This is a genomic window from Thermostichus sp. MS-CIW-41 (assembly GCF_054058915.1).
This window is the reverse complement of sequence record NZ_JBSSBO010000002.1, coordinates 1-16,154: the sequence shown is the minus strand read 5'-3', so window position 1 is coordinate 16,154 and position 16,154 is coordinate 1. Positions and strand designations below refer to the sequence as shown.

Annotated in this window: 16 protein-coding genes, 1 other RNA gene and 1 pseudogene; 9 read left to right on the top strand and 9 right to left on the bottom strand. The window is 56.9% G+C overall.

Going from position 1 to position 16,154, the window contains the following annotated elements; all coding sequences use genetic code 11:
- The first annotated feature begins 111 nt into the window (after positions 1-111).
- On the top strand, positions 112-669 hold the full coding sequence (locus ACVWXE_RS01005; RefSeq protein WP_414331869.1) for a carboxymuconolactone decarboxylase family protein: 558 nt from the start codon (positions 112-114) through the stop codon (positions 667-669).
- Positions 670-726: 57 nt separating this feature from the next.
- On the opposite strand, the gene ACVWXE_RS01000 is transcribed toward ACVWXE_RS01005, so the two are convergent.
- A complete protein-coding gene (locus ACVWXE_RS01000; protein ID WP_414424124.1) occupies positions 727-1,050 on the bottom strand; it encodes a DUF3288 family protein in 324 nt (107 codons plus the stop codon).
- A 169-nt stretch (positions 1,051-1,219) separates the two neighbouring features.
- Between ACVWXE_RS01000 and ACVWXE_RS00995 the strand changes: the two genes are divergently transcribed.
- From ACVWXE_RS00995 to ndhI, 4 genes are read left to right on the top strand one after another with little or no spacing between them, the layout of a single operon-like run.
- The gene (locus ACVWXE_RS00995; protein ID WP_041437160.1) at positions 1,220-2,404 is read left to right on the top strand and encodes an NAD(P)H-quinone oxidoreductase subunit H; all 1,185 of its coding nucleotides are present in this window, start codon (positions 1,220-1,222) and stop codon (positions 2,402-2,404) included.
- A gap of 39 nt (positions 2,405-2,443) precedes the next feature.
- Positions 2,444-2,647, top strand: a complete 204-nt coding sequence (locus ACVWXE_RS00990; protein ID WP_011432507.1) for a hypothetical protein — start codon at positions 2,444-2,446, stop codon at positions 2,645-2,647.
- A 56-nt stretch (positions 2,648-2,703) separates the two neighbouring features.
- Positions 2,704-3,825, top strand: coding sequence for an NADH-quinone oxidoreductase subunit NuoH (nuoH, locus tag ACVWXE_RS00985; protein ID WP_414331864.1), 1,122 nt, complete (start codon positions 2,704-2,706; stop codon positions 3,823-3,825).
- A 38-nt stretch (positions 3,826-3,863) separates the two neighbouring features.
- Positions 3,864-4,496 carry an NAD(P)H-quinone oxidoreductase subunit I gene (ndhI, locus tag ACVWXE_RS00980; protein ID WP_414331863.1) on the top strand — a complete coding sequence of 211 codons (633 nt, stop codon included), beginning with the start codon at positions 3,864-3,866 and terminating at the stop codon, positions 4,494-4,496.
- Positions 4,497-4,829: 333 nt separating this feature from the next.
- Here ndhI and ACVWXE_RS00975 read toward each other — a convergent pair whose 3' ends face one another.
- Both ACVWXE_RS00975 and ACVWXE_RS00970 read right to left on the bottom strand, forming a co-directional pair.
- Positions 4,830-6,350, bottom strand: a complete 1,521-nt coding sequence (locus tag ACVWXE_RS00975) for a right-handed parallel beta-helix repeat-containing protein (RefSeq protein ID WP_457489367.1) — start codon at positions 6,348-6,350, stop codon at positions 4,830-4,832.
- A gap of 249 nt (positions 6,351-6,599) precedes the next feature.
- Positions 6,600-7,000 (bottom strand): annotated as a pseudogene (locus tag ACVWXE_RS00970) (BMP family lipoprotein); the annotation flags it as partial.
- 221 nt (positions 7,001-7,221) lie between these two features.
- Between ACVWXE_RS00970 and ACVWXE_RS00965 the strand changes: the two are divergent.
- From ACVWXE_RS00965 to rnpB, 3 genes are all read left to right on the top strand, one after another.
- Positions 7,222-7,575, top strand: coding sequence for a rhodanese-like domain-containing protein (locus ACVWXE_RS00965; protein ID WP_457402089.1), 354 nt, complete (start codon positions 7,222-7,224; stop codon positions 7,573-7,575).
- Positions 7,576-7,626: 51 nt separating this feature from the next.
- Positions 7,627-8,850 (top strand): C45 family autoproteolytic acyltransferase/hydolase, encoded by a 1,224-nt coding sequence (locus ACVWXE_RS00960; protein ID WP_457489366.1) that lies wholly within the window; start codon positions 7,627-7,629, stop codon positions 8,848-8,850.
- 32 nt (positions 8,851-8,882) lie between these two features.
- Positions 8,883-9,312: RNase P RNA component class A (gene rnpB / locus ACVWXE_RS00955), an RNA gene on the top strand.
- Positions 9,313-9,512: 200 nt separating this feature from the next.
- Here rnpB and ACVWXE_RS00950 read toward each other — a convergent pair.
- A complete protein-coding gene (locus ACVWXE_RS00950; protein WP_457489365.1) occupies positions 9,513-10,217 on the bottom strand; it encodes a TetR/AcrR family transcriptional regulator in 705 nt (234 codons plus the stop codon).
- Positions 10,218-10,253: 36 nt separating this feature from the next.
- Positions 10,254-11,471, bottom strand: a complete 1,218-nt coding sequence (locus ACVWXE_RS00945) for an RNA-guided endonuclease InsQ/TnpB family protein (RefSeq protein ID WP_457489364.1) — start codon at positions 11,469-11,471, stop codon at positions 10,254-10,256.
- 369 nt (positions 11,472-11,840) lie between these two features.
- Between ACVWXE_RS00945 and ACVWXE_RS00940 the strand changes: the two genes are divergently transcribed.
- On the top strand, positions 11,841-12,725 hold the full coding sequence (locus ACVWXE_RS00940; protein ID WP_414523215.1) for an acyl-CoA desaturase: 885 nt from the start codon (positions 11,841-11,843) through the stop codon (positions 12,723-12,725).
- A gap of 79 nt (positions 12,726-12,804) precedes the next feature.
- Here the strand turns inward: ACVWXE_RS00940 and ACVWXE_RS00935 are convergent, their stop codons facing one another.
- The 4 genes from ACVWXE_RS00935 to ACVWXE_RS00920 all read right to left on the bottom strand — a co-directional run bounded on the left by ACVWXE_RS00935 (position 12,805) and on the right by ACVWXE_RS00920 (position 15,864).
- The gene (locus ACVWXE_RS00935) at positions 12,805-13,065 is read right to left on the bottom strand and encodes a hypothetical protein (RefSeq protein ID WP_414343320.1); all 261 of its coding nucleotides are present in this window, start codon (positions 13,063-13,065) and stop codon (positions 12,805-12,807) included.
- A gap of 281 nt (positions 13,066-13,346) precedes the next feature.
- A complete protein-coding gene (gene pedR, locus ACVWXE_RS00930) occupies positions 13,347-13,610 on the bottom strand; it encodes a photosynthetic electron transport-dependent transcriptional regulator PedR (RefSeq protein WP_011432496.1) in 264 nt (87 codons plus the stop codon).
- Between the two features lie 154 nt (positions 13,611-13,764).
- Positions 13,765-15,024: a sensor histidine kinase gene (locus tag ACVWXE_RS00925; protein WP_457489363.1), complete on the bottom strand. Its 1,260-nt coding sequence runs from the start codon at positions 15,022-15,024 to the stop codon at positions 13,765-13,767.
- A 72-nt stretch (positions 15,025-15,096) separates the two neighbouring features.
- The gene (locus ACVWXE_RS00920; protein WP_457489362.1) at positions 15,097-15,864 is read right to left on the bottom strand and encodes an SDR family oxidoreductase; all 768 of its coding nucleotides are present in this window, start codon (positions 15,862-15,864) and stop codon (positions 15,097-15,099) included.
- Between the last annotated feature and the right edge of the window lie 290 nt (positions 15,865-16,154).

The window sequence follows — 16,154 nt, the reverse complement described above, 5'->3', positions numbered from 1 at the left end:
GGTTTCAGGCGGAGAAGGGATCCCTCCCCCAGACCGTGAAGCGCCCCTCAGGCTTGGGCGGATCCCCCAGACGCGCTAAAGTCGAGAATGCTGCAATTTTACAGACTGTCCATGCGGATCCCTCCTGTTACCCCAGAGAAAGCCGATAAGCAACTGCAAAAGGTTTACGAAAGCCTGGAAAAAACCTACGGCACCGCCCTCAACCCCCTGCAGGTGATGGCCCACAAGCCCCAACTGATGCGAGCCGTGATGAACCTCTACGGGGCGCTGCACACCCAAAACCCCAACTTGCCTGAAGAGCTGAAGGAGCTGGTCAGCATCCGCATTGCCCAAATCAACGGCTGCCGCCACTACTGCCTTCCCTACCACACCCTGCAGGCGCAAAAGTACGGCGCCTCCCCTGCCAAAATTGCGGCGGTGGCCCAGGCCCGCACCAGCACCCTCTACACCGAGGCGGAAAAGCTGGCCATCGAGTACGCTGAGCGGATGACCGTGCCCAGCATGGTGGTGACCGATAGCTTCTTTGCCCAGCTAAAAGCCATTTGGTCAGATGAAGATCTGGTGGAGCTATCGGCTTGGATTGGCTTTATGAACTTCTGGACTAAGGTGATTGCCGCCCTGGATGTGCCTTTGGATCCCATCTTTGCCGAGCAGCTTCACGTCTCATGAACAACCGGCAAACTCCCCTCTCTCAGGGGGGTAAGGGATCCCGACCCAAACCCTCCACTAGGCCCAGTCGTCTCGCGTGCTAAAGCTGCGGTCGTACACCTGGCCGCGGGCATGGATCTGGCGGGTCTGGGCGAACAGCTCTTCTTCGCTCAGGCCCCACTGTTCCAGGATTTGATCCAAATCCCGCTGCAGATCCCAGGCGCCGGGGAAGCCGTGGTAACGGATGCGCAAACGGGCGACTTCCGCCAGCACCCACTCGGAGAGGGGCCTCTCCTGGGCCTGCACCATCAGCTCATCGAGCGCAGCTCGGTCGGTGGCATATTGCGGATGTTGCTGCTCTCGTCGGGATGAGCCATTCGCGGGTGAACGGGATACAGCCATCGGCCTCCCTCCTTTTTTCTCACTCTAGCTGAGTTCCCCTGGAGACTTTCAATATCGAGGATTGGGATCCCTGATGGCATGGGATCCCGAGAAGGCAGAAGAAAACCGCTATACTGCAAATGTTGCAGACCATGAACATTCTTCAGTTGCGGAGGCGGCGGCTATGCCCATGCCCATGATCGAGACCCGTACCGACCGGATGTTGCTCAACTTTGGGCCGCACCATCCCTCCATGCATGGGGTTTTGCGTTTGCTGGTCACCCTAGATGGCGAAAACATCGTCGATTGCGAACCGGTGATCGGCTACTTGCACCGCGGCATGGAGAAAATCGCCGAAAACCGCACGGTGGTGCAATACCTGCCCTACGTCTCCCGTTGGGACTACGGGGCCGGCATGTTCAACGAGGCCATCACCGTCAATGCCGTTGAGAAACTGGCCGGGATCAGCGTGCCCAGACGGGCCAGCTACCTGCGGGTGATCATGTTGGAGCTAACTCGTATTACCAACCACCTGCTCTGGTTTGGCCCCTTCTTAGCAGATTTGGGCGCCCAAACCCCCTTCCTCTACGCCATGCGGGAGCGGGAGTGGATCCTAGACTTGTTTGAAGCCGTCACCGGCATGCGCCTGATCAACAACAACTATTTCCGGGTGGGCGGCGTGGCGGTGGACTTGCCCTACGGCTGGACGGAAAAATGCCTAGACTTTTGCGAGTATTTCTTGCCCAAAGTGGATGAATACGAGCGGCTGGTTACCGACAACCCGATTTTCCGCCGGCGGCTGGAAGGGGTGGGAGCCATCTCCAAGCAAGACGCCATCAACTGGGGTCTGTCGGGTCCCATGTTGCGGGCCTGCGGCGTCAACTGGGATCTGCGCAAAGTGGATCACTACGAGTGCTACGACGACTTCGACTGGGAGGTGGCCGTTTACCCCGAAGGGGATTGCCTGGCCCGCTATCGGGTGCGCATGAAAGAGATGCGCGAGTCCTGCAAGATCGTGCAGCAAGCCGTCAAGGCTTTGCCAGGAGGCCCCTTTGAAAACCTGGAAGCCAAGCGGATGCTGGAGGGGCCGAAGTCGGAGTGGAACAAAGGGGACTACCAGTTCATCAGCAAAAAGCCTTCCGCCAATTTCAAGATCCCCAAAGGGGAAGCCTACGTGCGGGTGGAGAGCGCCAAAGGAGAGCTGGGCATTTACATCGTGGGAGACGACAACGTTTGCCCCTGGCGCTGGAAGATCCGTCCCCCCGGCTTTGTCAATTTGCAAGTGTTGCCTCAGCTCATTCGCGGCATGAAGGTAGCCGACATGATCGCCATCCTCGGCAGCATTGACATCATCATGGGCGAGGTGGATCGCTAGGAATCGCTAAGATACTTACGGAAAGCGAGGACAAAGGCGATGGCCTGGGCGATCTTGGTTCTGCCGCTGTTGATTGTGTCTGTCATTGCTGCGGTTATCGGCCCCAAGCAATGGGCTAAGTACCAAGAGGAAAGGCGCCGCCGCGCGGAAGAGCTATCTGATGCTCGCCTTCAGGCCATCATCCAGCAGGAGCTACGCCGCCGCAACCGTCCCCCCCAATCGGATCCCAACGGGAAAACTTAGCTACAGGGATCCCAAACCCTACCCAACCCGCCATCTCTAGGGAGCTACTCACCCCCATGACAAACGCTGGTATCGACCTACAACTTGGCTTCGAGACTGCCCTACAGAACCTAGGCTTGGGAGCAGGCGCAGCCCATGCCCTCTGGATGCCCCTGCCCATGTTGCTGCTGATCATCGCCGCCACCTTGGGGGTGATGGTCATGACCTGGCTGGAGCGAAAAATCTCGGCAGCAGCCCAACAGCGGATTGGCCCCAACATGGCCGGCCCTCAGGGAGTGCTGATCCCGATTGCCGATGGCATCAAGCTGCTGACCAAAGAAGATGTTCTGCCCATCTTGGCCGACCCAGTCTTGTTTACGCTGGGGCCGATATTGGTTTTCCTGCCCGTCTTTTTGTGCTACCTGGTGGTTCCCTTTGGCCAGAACCTATTGATCTCCAACATTGCCATTGGCGTGTTTTTCCTGATCGCCACCTCCAGCGTGCAACCCATCGGTTTGTTGATGTCGGGCTACGGTTCCAATAACAAGTACTCCTTGCTGGGTGGGCTACGCGCGGCAGCTCAATCGATCAGCTACGAACTGCCGCTGGCCCTGTCAGTGTTGGCCGTGGTGTTGATGAGCAACGGTCTGGACACGGTGGGGATCGTCGAACAGCAGAGCGGCCTGGGCATTCTGAGCTGGAACGTCTGGCGGCAGCCCATTGGCTTTGTCATTTTCCTGATCTCGGCTCTGGCGGAAACGGAGCGGATCCCGTTCGATTTGCCGGAAGCAGAAGAAGAGCTGGTGGCCGGTTACCAAACGGAGTACTCCGGCATGAAGTTTGCCCTGTTTTATCTGGGATCCTACGCCAACTTGCTGCTGGCTTCTCTGATTGCGGCAGTGCTGTACTTGGGGGGTTGGTCGTTTGTGGTGCCGGTGGAAACGATTGCTGCACTTGCCGGGATTCCTTTGGATAACCCTTTCTTGCAGATCGGCGCGGCGGCCTTAGGCATTGTCATGACGATGGTCAAAGCTTTTATCTTCATCTTCTTGGCCATCCTGCTGCGCTGGACCTTGCCGCGGGTGCGCATTGACCAACTGCTGGACTTGGGGTGGAAGTTTTTGCTGCCCGTATCCTTTGTTAACTTGCTGCTGACGGCAGCCCTAAAGCTCGCCTTCCCCACCTTTTTTGGGGGTTGAATGAGAAGTAAAGAGGCCAGAGAGGGAGAACATAGACCATGACTTTTCTAAAGCGTGTCAAAGAATATGTGGGCGATGCCTTCCGAGCCGCCAAGTACATCGGCCAAGGGATGGGGGTTGTCTTCGACCACATGGGCCGGCGCCCGGTAACCGTGCAATACCCCTTCGAAAAGCTGATCCCCTCTGAGCGCTTTCGGGGACGCATCCACTTCGAGTTCGACAAGTGCATTGCCTGCGAGATCTGTGTTCGAGTTTGCCCAATTGACCTGCCGGTGGTGGATTGGGCCTACAACCCAGAGCTGAAGAAAAAGGAGCTTTACAGCTACAGCATTGATTTTGGGGTGTGCATTTTCTGCGCCAATTGTGTGGAGTTTTGCCCCACCAACTGCCTCTCGGTAACCGAGGATTATGAGCTGGCCGCTTACGACCGCCATGACCTCAACTACCATCAGGTGGCGATGGGCCGTCTGCCCTCTAAGGTTACCGAAGACCCGATGGTGACCCCCTTGCGAGAATTTGCCTATCTGCCCAAAGGGGTAATCGATCCCCACGACTTGCCTGCTGGATCCCAGCGGGCTGGCAAACGACCGGAGGAGATTCTGGCGGAAATGAGAGCGGCCAAAGCTGCTAAGGAAGCCGAAGCGAAAGCAGCCAAGGCTGCTGCGGAATAGCGTGACATACTCCCGCACTCATGCTGACGCAAAGCGCTCCGCGCCGCTGTCCGCCACCCCTAGCCCCTTTCCCAGGGGATGTGACTGTTTGAACTTGTGGGACTGCCTTCCAGCATCGCCCGCTGCCGCAAGGTGATGGCCAGAAAAAGCGTCGAGGCCGCGAAGTTGGAGCTGTCCTTAGTGGGAAGGAGATGCCTGGGGCGCAGAAATAAGGTCTTCTGAACCCTGCGATCTGCAATCAAAGATCTGAGTATGAGTATAGGTGTGGTGTCCTAGTCTGAACCAAAATGGCCATACGTGGGCAGGGCAGATGGCTGCCAGCCTTGGCTAACTTCAGGGGAAGGAAAACGTAAACCTACCCGCCAAGCCAGGGGATGTGGCCAAGCCGCTAAAAGTCTGCGCGACGTTTCCGCTCTTGCGAACCGTTACGGTAAAGGGAATGGGAGCAGTTGATTGGGAGCAGCGCCGGAACAATCTCACCTCGATGAAGTATGGCCCTGAGGGCGGGGTGGAAGCCCAAAAGACATTCTCCACAGCATTTTGGGTTACGGCAACACAGTCGGCATTGGCATCCACATCCAGCCGTCCTCCAGAAGGGACAATTCGGTTGTTAAAAAACACGGTCTGCTGCGTGGGATCCGTAACATACAGGTCAAGGTCATCGATGGTGTTCCAACTCAAGGTAACTTGAATGGGGCCGGTGCCCAATACTGGAGGTGTGGGGGTGGGAGAGGGTGTCGGTGCAGGAGTGGGGGTGGGAGAGGGTGTCGGTGCAGGAGTTGGCGTGGGCGCAGGTTCCCCAGTGACCCTCTGAGCAAAGTTTCCTTGGAAAGTATTGCCAGCCAGGTAGGCTGCGACTACCGCATCTGGGGTGCCGGGGGCCGCCTGAATTGCCACTCCTACGCCCTCGCCCCGAGCTAGGAACGTATTCCCGGAAATGGTGCGGGCCTGGGTTCCCTGCAAAATACGAATGCCGACACTGCCGGCTATCCTGCCCACGCCGATCCGGTTGGATTGAATGGATGGAATTGAGCCTGCCCCATCCAGCTGAATCCCGGTAGTGCCACTCGTACCTGCTTGCCGCGCCTGCAGTACCAAGCCGGCTCCAGCCGTGGGTGGATCCCCTTCGATTTGGTTGTTGCGGAAGATCCCGCCGGAGTTGTCACCATAGCGAACGGCCAAAGCCCCCAAAGCCTGCAGGAGAATTGTGTTGTTTTCAAGGATGGGATTGCTGCCCGGCACAGTGCCTATGCCCACCCCACCCGTTTTACTGACAATCGGCGAGACACGGCTGACCCGGCCATTCCCAGAGATCTGCACACAGGGATCCAAAAATTGCTGGCACAAAATCTCGGCCAATTGGTTCAAGGCTCCCTCTAGAACCGCAGCATTGCCGTTGACCAAGATGTTGGAGCGAGGGTCGTTGAGGGTGACCTTGCGCGGCTGAAAAGTGCCGTTGTTCACCTGCACCCGTCCACCCCCCAGCACCACATCTACCCCCTGCAGGCTGGTTTGGCCGGCTACAATCACGTCAAAGAGCCCGGTCAGGATCTCATAGGCGGTGGAGCTGGTGATGCGAATGCGACCGCCGTTGGTGCCATCGCCGCCATCCAGGGCCAGGTTGCTTTGCAAAGTTTCCCTGCCCGTCCCCAAAATCTCGATCAGCACCTCCAGGCCGGCTGTGGCAGTCTGAAGTCGCTGCGCCTCTGCAACTGCGTCTGCCAGTTTGGTAAAGGGGCCACTGGCCGGATCCACTCTCAGGATGATGGGCCCGCCACCTGGCGGAGGAAGAGGTGGAGAACTGCCGCCGCCACCCCCACAGCCGAGGGCAACCCCCGCCAACAGAGGCAGCAAGGCTGAACAGATCCCCCAACCAGATTTGGATACTTGGCCAAGCATAGGTGGAAAGCCCCTTACAAGCGCTTAGCGGTTAAGGTTGTTACAGCAACAAACAAGAGCAACAAACAACTGCCACGGGGTCAAGGTACAGATGGCCAAGCTGGGATCCAATGCCCTCAGCAAAAGCATCCTCTGATGGATCCTCTGTTTAGTCAAGGCTTCGCCAGGGATCCGCAATCAATCGGCAACAAAAATCTCAAAAATCTAGCGCTCTTCAGGTACTTCGAGGGTTCCGGCGAGGATGTCTTGCTTCACCGCTTCCACAGCAGCCACCAAATCCGCTGAGAGCAAGGCTTGGTTGTATTCATCCAGGGCATAGCCCACACCCTCGTTCTCCAGGCCAAAGGTTTGAATGCCGCCGACAAAGTTGCCTTAAAGTTGCCTTCCACCACGCTGCGAATCACTTCATAGGTGGCCATATCCACCCGCTTCAGCATCGAGGTGAGACCGTGGTTGAGGGTGGCAGGGTTGTTATCGGTATCCCCCAGGTAGTTTTGGTTAGCATCCACACCGATAAAGAACAGCGGACGGGTATCTCCGCTGCAGATGCTGGCATAATCGGCGGGTTTGGGCACTTCCGCAAAGGGATCTCGAATGAAACTCACCCCGGCGGGCAGCCCTGTAGGATGCTGTTGGGCCAGAGCAGCCCAAAGAGCAGCGAGGTAACATCATCTCCCGCCGTATCCGTGTCGATCAAAAAGCGTTGCACAGCCATACCCAGGCTAAGCCCAAATCAAGGTGTCATCTTAACCCTTGCAGGCAGTCTCAGGGCAGCCATTGAGCCGGTGTATCTTGAGAGGGGATCCGTGTAGGCTTGAGTCGATTGATGTCCTCTTCCATCCGCTCCATTACACCACAACAGATGGCCCAATACCTACAGGATCCCGAGGCCGGCCCTCTGCAATTGATCGATGTGCGGGAACCGGCAGAGCTGGAGCTGGTGAATTTAAATGCCCTGGGCTTTCGCAACTACCCCTTGAGCCAGTACGAGGAATGGAGGGAACGGATCCTCACAGAGCTGGATCCAGATCAGCCAACTTTTGTGCTCTGTCATCATGGCCTCCGCTCTGCTCAGATGAGCCGGTGGCTACAGGCCAACGGGTTCACCCAGGTTTATAACATCAGCGGCGGCATTCATGCCTGGGCCTGTGAGGTGGATCCCTCTTTGCCCACCTATTAAACCTGTTGAAGTTAAACCTGTTGAAGGGAGTTGAGAGGGCGAATAGGCGCCATGTTCCCCATTCTTCATTTGCACGGGGATCCCCAGCAACGAGGCCAACAGTATGGATCCCAGGCGGCCCAACTCATTCGCCACAGCATTGCTAGTTACGCCCGCCAATTTGCCTACCGCTGTGGTCTCACCTGGCAGCAGGCCCAGACCCAAGCAGAGGGATCCCTGCCCTGGCTAGAGCGCCACGTGCCCCACCTGCTGGAAGAAATCCAAGGCATTGCCGCGGGGAGTGGCTTCCGTTTTGCCGAGATTCTGGCCCTCAATTTGCGCACCGAGATTTTATCCAGATCGGTTGTCGGTGGATCCCATCCCGACTGCGCCGCTGCTCTGGAACACAATCTCCAAAACGGGGTGCCCCAGCACCCACCGGATCCTGCTCATGAATTCAAGGGGATTGATCTCATCGATCCAGCCCAAGCCAACCCGGATGGAGGAGAATGCACCACCCTGGCGGCCTTGCCCCAGGTTACCTCCACCCACCACACCTATCTGGCCCAAACCTGGGATTGGCTTGGGGAGCAGCGCAGGGCCTGTGTGCTGTTGTGCGTTCGCTCCGATACCCACCCTGCCTACCTCACCCTGACCGAAGCTGGGATCCTGGCCAAAATTGGCCTCAATCAAGCAGGGTTGGCCGTAGCCCTCAACCTCTTGCGCTCTACCCTAGATGGGCAAACCGAGGGAATGCCGGTGCATCTGCTGTTGCGCTTATTGTTCGAGTGCGAGGAGTGGCAGCAGGCTGTAGAGAGGGTGGGATCCTACCCCTACACCGCCTCCTCTTGTGTCAGCGTTGCCGGTATTACAGGACAGGCGACAGGCCTACAGCCCGCTAAGGCGACCAGCTTTGAAATCAGTCCACGAGGAATTGGCCTGCATCTCCCTCAAGGAGGGATCCTCGCCCACACCAATCATTTCCTGGATCCGGCCTTGCGAGAAGATGAGCTGCCCCCCCATATAGGATCCTCCACAAGGCTAGAACGGGCCTATCATTTGCTTCGCCAGAGCGCTCAAACCGGAACCCTAGAGGCGGTCACTCTTCAAAAAATCCTACAGGACCGGACGAATGCCCCCCACTGCATCTGCCGCTATCCGGATCCCCATCTGCCCGTCTGGGATCGCACCGAAAGCGTAGCGGCTGTGGTGATGGATCTGAACCAACAAATCCTGCATGTGGCCCCCAACATTCCCGATCACGTGGAGTTTGTACCGATTTCCGGGATTTTCTAGGTTTGGAAGATGCAGTAGGATCGAGCTGAAGAGAGAGGAGGGGCAGGCGATCGCGTCCTTGCTGTCGCCACCAGACAGCGGGATGAGGAAAGTCCGGGCTTTCAGAAGAACACACCGCTGGGGAAAGCCCAGTGCGGGTAACCGCGAGGATAGTGCCACAGAAACATACCGCCGATGGCTGGGATCCCAGCACAGGTAAGGGTGCAAAGGTGGGGTAAGAGCCCACCAGCAACGTCGTGAGGCGTTGGCTCGGTAAACCCCGGTGGAAAGCAAGGCCGCAGCCGCAGGACTATGGCTGTTCTTCGCCCCTGTCGGTTGCATCGAGGTCACGGTACCCAAAGTGGGGAAGGGTGCTCTCGATGGTGGTGAGCCGCTAGAGGGTGATGGTAACATCACTCCCAGATAGATGATCGCCAGTGCAACTCTGCACTACAGAACCCGGCTTACAACCTCCTCTCTTTTCTACTTGCACATCTACCTGTTTGCACATCTATTTGCACACAGAGAGAGTTTGTTCCGAGCTCACGGGAGTTCTGCAGGTTGCCGGGATCCCTGTGGTCTGGGGCTATTTATTGGCCGTAGTCAGTGTGTCGTTGGGAGAAGCTGTATCGCATGCCCACCTAGGGCACTTGGAGAGCCTTGTCCAATTGTGGGTGGCTGCGCTACGGCGTAGGTTCTGTCATTCTGGTCACGCCTGCCATCCACAGCTCCACGCAGGCTTGCAGGAGGGAGGGTATCCTGTCGAGTTCAGCGCTTTCTTCTGATTGTTTATCTGCCGGTTTCTCCTCATTCTGCTCCTCGACAGAGGGCTCCGCCCCGTCGGCGTGAACGGTGGGCAACTCGGCGGTTACTGCCAGCATGGCTGCTCCCAAAATCATCACATGCAAAACCCCAACGGCTGCATTAAGGCGATCTGGCTCGACAGATTGCAACTCAGAGTTGGGAAATCGCCGCAAATACTCTGTCAGTTGTTCTTGGGCCTGAGAAAAACCCAGCCGCAAGGCGCGACGATGCTCCTCAGAATAAAGGCCAGCCTCCCCGACCAGGGAGCGCACCAGCTCAGGATTGTCGGCCAAAGCCCGAAAACAGGTGTGGACATAGCGCAGGAGAATGGCTTGCAACCCAGAACCTTGAGAGGGGGCGGGATCCGCCTTCAGGGGCAGATCGGCTATGCCGGAAAAGACCCCCAGCTCCCCAAATACGGCCAGGAGTAACCCTTGCTTGGTGCCGAAGTGCCGAAACAGGGTGACCTCATTCACTCCGGCCAAATCTGCAATTTGACGGGTGGTGGTCTGGGTGATGCCCTGACGAACGAACAGCTCCCGAGCCGCATTCAGCAGCCTTTGCCGAGAAGAAGGACGTGCCATAGTGAGGAGAAAACGTAAACTACCCGGCTCCGACCGCTAAGCGGTACGGAGCGGGCTTTCAGTAGCCCTGAGCCTGCTCTGCCCTACCAGAGAACAAAACAGGCCCGAACCTCTAGGCTGGTTTACGGCAGCCCCCAAGAGCGCAATCACATTCGCACCATTCAAATCCGCATCCCCTTCCCATCCACAGTGCCCACACTTGAACGACTTACCACTGCGGTAGGATTGCGCAGGGTCGGGATGGATGTGTAAACACTTGTGACAGGTCTGCGACGTGTAAGCAGGCGGCACAAGAACCAGAGAAACCCCTGCAACCCTCGCCTTGTATTCCAGAAACTGGCGTAGTTGGTAGAACGCCCAACTGTTGGCCCTGCGCCGCTCGGCTTTGCTGCGTGGCTGTTGATTGACTCTTTTCCGGATCCCTGTCAGGTCTTCCAGGGCGATAGCGCTGTTGGTAGCTTTTGCCCTAGAGACAATAGCTTTGGAGATGCGATGATTGACCCACGTTTTTGCTACGCAACGCTGACGCGACTGAAAGCGTCTCTCCTTGCCAGACAGCCGTTGCAACAGTTCTCTGCATCTGCGCCGCGAACTGCGTGTGCCCTTACTGGCTTTGCGTTGGAGTGCCGCCCTCAGCTTGGAGTAGTGGTCTCGGATTCGGTTCAACTGCTGTCCATTCCAGTTATCACCCTCTGACGTATGGGCAATATCTGTCCTTCCCAAGTCCACCCCCAGCACTCTACCCGTGCGTTGCGGTGGGGATGGCTCCGTTTCCACACAGATTTGAATGGAGTAGGAGCCGTCTTTACGCTTGACCAGAGTGGCAGATTTGGGATTGGAGCCCGCCAGCCGTTCTCTCTGGTAGCGGCCAATCGCCAGCTCAAAGCGCTCCCGACCCTCCACCGTGGTCAGCGACACCGTCCAGTCTTTCTCGCGGAACGAAAAGATACGTGCATCGTAGGTAGCGAAGCCACCCTTGAACGTTTTGACGGGGCGGTTTTTCTGTCGGGCAACTTTACGGGCGCCGGCCAGCCGTCTGCAGACCTGCTGAGCCAAGTTACTGGACAAGCCGAACCGGGCGCGGATTTCGCGGTAGCACAGAGACTGGAGCTTAACGGCGTTGGCGACTTTCTCGGGTGTGTTTTGGTTGACCCAGTTCAAGGCTTGGCCAAAAGCCTCCAAAGTCGCGTCCAATTTGGCGGCTTGCGACTGGGACGCCTTGAGCTTGCAGGAGACGGTCAGGACTTGGGTCATGGTTCTATTGTAACCTCGCATTCCTCCCGGCACTGACCCTACGGGTACAGTGCGGGGCTCCTGCGATTTCTAGCTGAAGAATTGCGGCGGGCTGCAAGTGACGCTTGCATTTACGGTGGAATACCGCTAGGCTTAATGTCAAGCGAGAGGATGTCGGCAGCGTTGCCTCTGCTCCTCTTCTTCCTGTGTAGCCAAGTTCATCACAGCGGAGCACATAGCAAGTCACCGCTGGCTATGGCGGTGTCTTCAGGGGTTTGACTCCGTTTTCACGTTGGGCCGCTGTTATCCGGCGGCCTTAACTTGGGCTTTGTGTTTTGGCTCTTTCCTAGTCAGTCTAGTCTACTTCTTCTTCTGAGGTTTTGTGGGTTCATGACCACTTCTTTTTCTCGCCAATCGCTGAATCATCCCGCTCCGCTCAATCGGCCCGAGCCCCAAGAGTCCTTTCGGTTTGCTTGGGAACATGTGCTCTTCTTTGCCATTTTTCACGTGGTGGCTTTGGTGGGAGGCATTTTCTTCTTCTCCTGGCCCGCTCTGGGAGTAGCCCTATTTCTCCACTGGTGTTTCGGCAGCTTAGGCATCTGCTTGGGGTACCACCGCCTGCTCAGCCATCGTAGTTTCCAGGTGCCCAAGTGGCTGGAATATGTCTTCACGACTCTCGGTGCCCTGGCCGTTCAAGGGGGGCCGATCTTTTGGGTGGGCGGCCATCGTCAGCACCACGCCTTCACCGAAGACGAGGAGAAGGATCCCTATTCTGCTCGTAAGGGCTTTTGGTGGAGCCACATACTCTGGCTGATCTACCACCGCGAAGAATTTTTCAACCCTGAGAAGTATTCTGCCTTTGCGCCCGACTTGGCTCGGGATCCCTTCTACCGCTGGCTGGATAGGTATGCTCTGCTTTTGCAACTGCCGTTGGCTGCAATACTCTACCTGCTGGGGGGCTGGTCATTCGTCGTGTACGGTATCTTCGTGCGGACAGTGCTGCTACTGCATTGCACCTGGTTAATCAACTCGGCCAGCCACTTCTGGGGTTACCGGACTTTCGAGAGCAACGACAATGCCCGTAACCTTTGGTGGGCGGCCATTCTAACCTATGGTGAAGGCTGGCACAACAACCATCATGCCGACCCGAAGTGCGTTAAGGCCGGTTTGCGTTGGTGGGAGATCGACATGACCTACTGGGCCATTTGGCTGTTGGCGAGATTGGGCCTGGCTCGTAAGCTGCACCTGCCTGCCCAAGGCCAAGCTGCTCGCTGAACTGGTTTTTCCCAGACCTTGCAGAGGAATCATCCGGGGATCCCTATCCCTAGGGATCCCTTTTGGGTTGCAGAGAGAGCTAGTCTTCTAAGGGGCTATACTGCCACGCTCCATAGTGGTCAAGAATACGCTTAATTTGTTCTATGTCGGCATCGGGTTCTTGATGAATATGCAATGCCTCTATTTGGCTGTCTTGGTAGCGAAAGGTGGAGTTTTTTTTCCACTCCAGCTCCGTTTTCACCCCTGAAACACAAGCCAAATGGGCAGCCAATTCTCGATAAACCATCAGGGGCATAGAATCGTAGCGAACAGCGTAGCGTTTCAGCTTGGGGACGCTCACGTATGACAACCCAATCAACGTAGCTCAAAATAACTCAAGTATAGTCACTTCAAGTTAGATTAAGACGCTTCCTAACTACTCCGCGGTGTCGCCCAAATGCTCCGCATCACTTCCGCGAGCCCCCCAATCCCTCTCCCTAAGAGAGAGAAGAGCTAGAAAGCACTGCAACGGAACAGTTTCATTCCTCATTGAAATGACTATAACTTCTGGGCAATACAGTCACCAAAACCCCCCCGCTCAACACTCTTTGCTGGACACTTGACCGGCAAAATGGGATGGGACTAAGCAATTTTGTCATCGACCAAAGTGCAGCAGTTTACCTGATCCAGGCAAATCTTTCCCCATTGCAAGGCCCAGCGTACTAAGGCCACCCGATTTGCCGTTCGGGTCTTGCTCAAAATATTGCTGATGTGATTGTCAACAGTGCGCTTGCTGATCTCTAGGCGTTCCGCGATGTCCTGATTGGTCAGTCCTGCTGCAATCAACTCAATGACCTGCAGCTCCCGTTCGGACAACAAGTCTGCGGAATGATAGTCAGTACCCATCCCGAATGCCTGCTTAAGATGAACTGTAAAGATTACCTACCCCAATTCTAGGGGATCACCCCTGAGATGGATAGCCCTGCAGCAGGGAAATCTTGAGCGATTCTCGGCCAGATTCTGGCTGCGGGCCACTGACGCGAGCGTTTTCGGATAGGCTTCACAAGGGATCCAGGTGCTTCCGGGGCAGTTCCACCTGAACCCACAGCCCACCGGTTTGCGGGTGATTGCGCAGTTGGATGGTGCCCCCGTGAACTTCGACAATTTGTCGCACAATTGCCAGCCCTAGGCCGGTTCCGCCTTTGCTGCGGGCCCGCGCAGTGTCGGTGCGGTAAAAGGGCTGGAAGACCAACTCAAATTGATCCTCTGGCAGGCCGGGGCCGTGATCATACACCTCTAGCCGCACCTGGGATCCCTGCTCCGAAAGCACCACATGGATAGGAGAGTCGGGCTTGCCATACTTGACGGCGTTGTCCAAGAGATTGAGGATGAGGCGGTATAGGCGTTGCTCATCTCCCCAGAGGTAAATCTGGGACAATCCGCTCAGGTGCAGTTCCTGGTGGCGGGGTTTGGCCAACGGCTCCAAACTTTGCCAGGCTTCCTGCACCAGACTTGCCAGATCCACCCAACGCCATTGGGAGCGGGATGCGGCTCCCAAATTGAGGGCGCTGAGTTCGAGCAAGTCTTGAACCAAATGGCTCAGGCGCAGAGTTTCATTTAGCAATCGTTCCACCCAGACTGCTTGAGCGGCATCGACCCGGCTTTGTAAAGTTTCGGCCAGCAAGCGAATGGAGGTGAGGGGGGTTTTCAGCTCGTGAGCCACATCCGAAGCCCAGCGATCCCGCTGTTGGGCCAGCATTTTTGCTTCCAGCCGGTCTTCTAAAAAAATGGCCACGTGCGCTTGCGGCAGCAGCAGCCCCCAAGCCCGCAGCGGAATCGGTTTGCCATCCCCACCGGAAGGGTAGAAAATCCATTCGCGACTTTGGACAGGAGCAGCGGTCTCCTGTCGGCGGGTAGCCTCGATGAGCTGATCCAACTCGTAGGAGCGCACCCATTCCAGCAAGAGCTTGATGCCCGGCTGCCATTGGCTGATGCGCAGCAGGCGCTGGGCGGCAGGATTGCACTCCAGCACCACGTTGTTTTCGTCTACCCGCAGATATCCCCAAGGGAGCCGCTGACTCAGGTATTGCCAGTTTTGCAGTTGCTGTTTTTGGTTGGCCCAATCCAGATCTTGTTGGCGAAGATGACGGCTGAGCAAGCTGAGCATCTGTTCCAGGGAGTGGAGGGGCATGGCCAGATGCACCAGGGATCCCAACCGCTGCAATTCGCGTCTGAAACGGCGCCGAGTCTGCCACAGCAGGAGCAACGTGCAAAACAAACCCACTCCCAACCCGATCAAGATCCCGGCTTCCAGTCCCATGTTCCCACCACCTTTGCTGTCATTGTCGCTCAGGGAAGCAAGAGTGGAGGCGAAAGACCGGTTGCCGGCCTCTTATCGACGATGTACGAGGGTGGTACTGGCTTGGTCGGTGGGCACAAGCAAGATCTCGCTGATGTTCACGTGGGGGGGACGGGTTGCCGCAAACACCACCACTTCAGCCACATCCATCGCCGTCAAGGGGGTGAGGCCCTGATACACTGCTGCCGCGCGGGCGCGATCCCCACGGAAGCGCACTTGGCTGAACTCGGTTTCCACCAGGCCCGGCTGAATCTCGGTGACGCGAATGGGGGTGCCCAGTAAATCCAGCTTCAGCCCCTCGGAGATGGCCCGCACGGCGGCCTTAGAAGCGCAATACACAGCGCCACCTGGGTAGGTCTGCCGACCGGCAATGGAGCCGATGTTCACCACATGGCCTCGACCTCGCTCCACCATGCCGGGCAAAACGGCGCGGGTAACATAGAGCAACCCCTTGAGGTTGGTATCGATCATCTCTTCCCAGTCTTGCAAGGCCCCCATGTGGAGCTTGTCCAAGCCACGACTTAAACCTGCATTGTTGACCAAGATGTCGATGTTGTCCCACGGCGAGGGCAAAGATTGAAGCGCCTGCTGCACGGCTGCCCCATCCCGCACATCCAAAGCCAGCAGGTAGGAAGGAGTGCCGTAAGCCTGCTGCAATTCCCCAGCCAGTTCCTGCAGCCGATCCTGACGGCGGGCCACCAGAATCAGGCGGGCTCCAGAACGGGCAAAAAGGGTGGCACAAGCGGCCCCAATGCCGCTACTGGCTCCGGTGATGAGCACGATGGAGTTTTCAAGCATCATTTGCTAATTCAAATGCTGTGATTTCAGTTGGGTTGAGTCGGAGAAAAATGGACAGCCACCTTCAGCTTCCTCGTCAGTTCGAGGCTACAGCCATTCTAGAGTTCGAGCCACTTCCCCAGGGGGGAGCCTGGGATCCAGCAAACGAATCGTTTCTCTGCCGTTCGGTAGCGACCCTACCGCTCCCTGCAAGAGCCTAAAGAGCATGACTCTAGTCAATAATAAGCTCAACTATACTGAAAATAATGTATAATATGTTCAGTACGGATTACTACCAGTTGATCTTTCTGTTT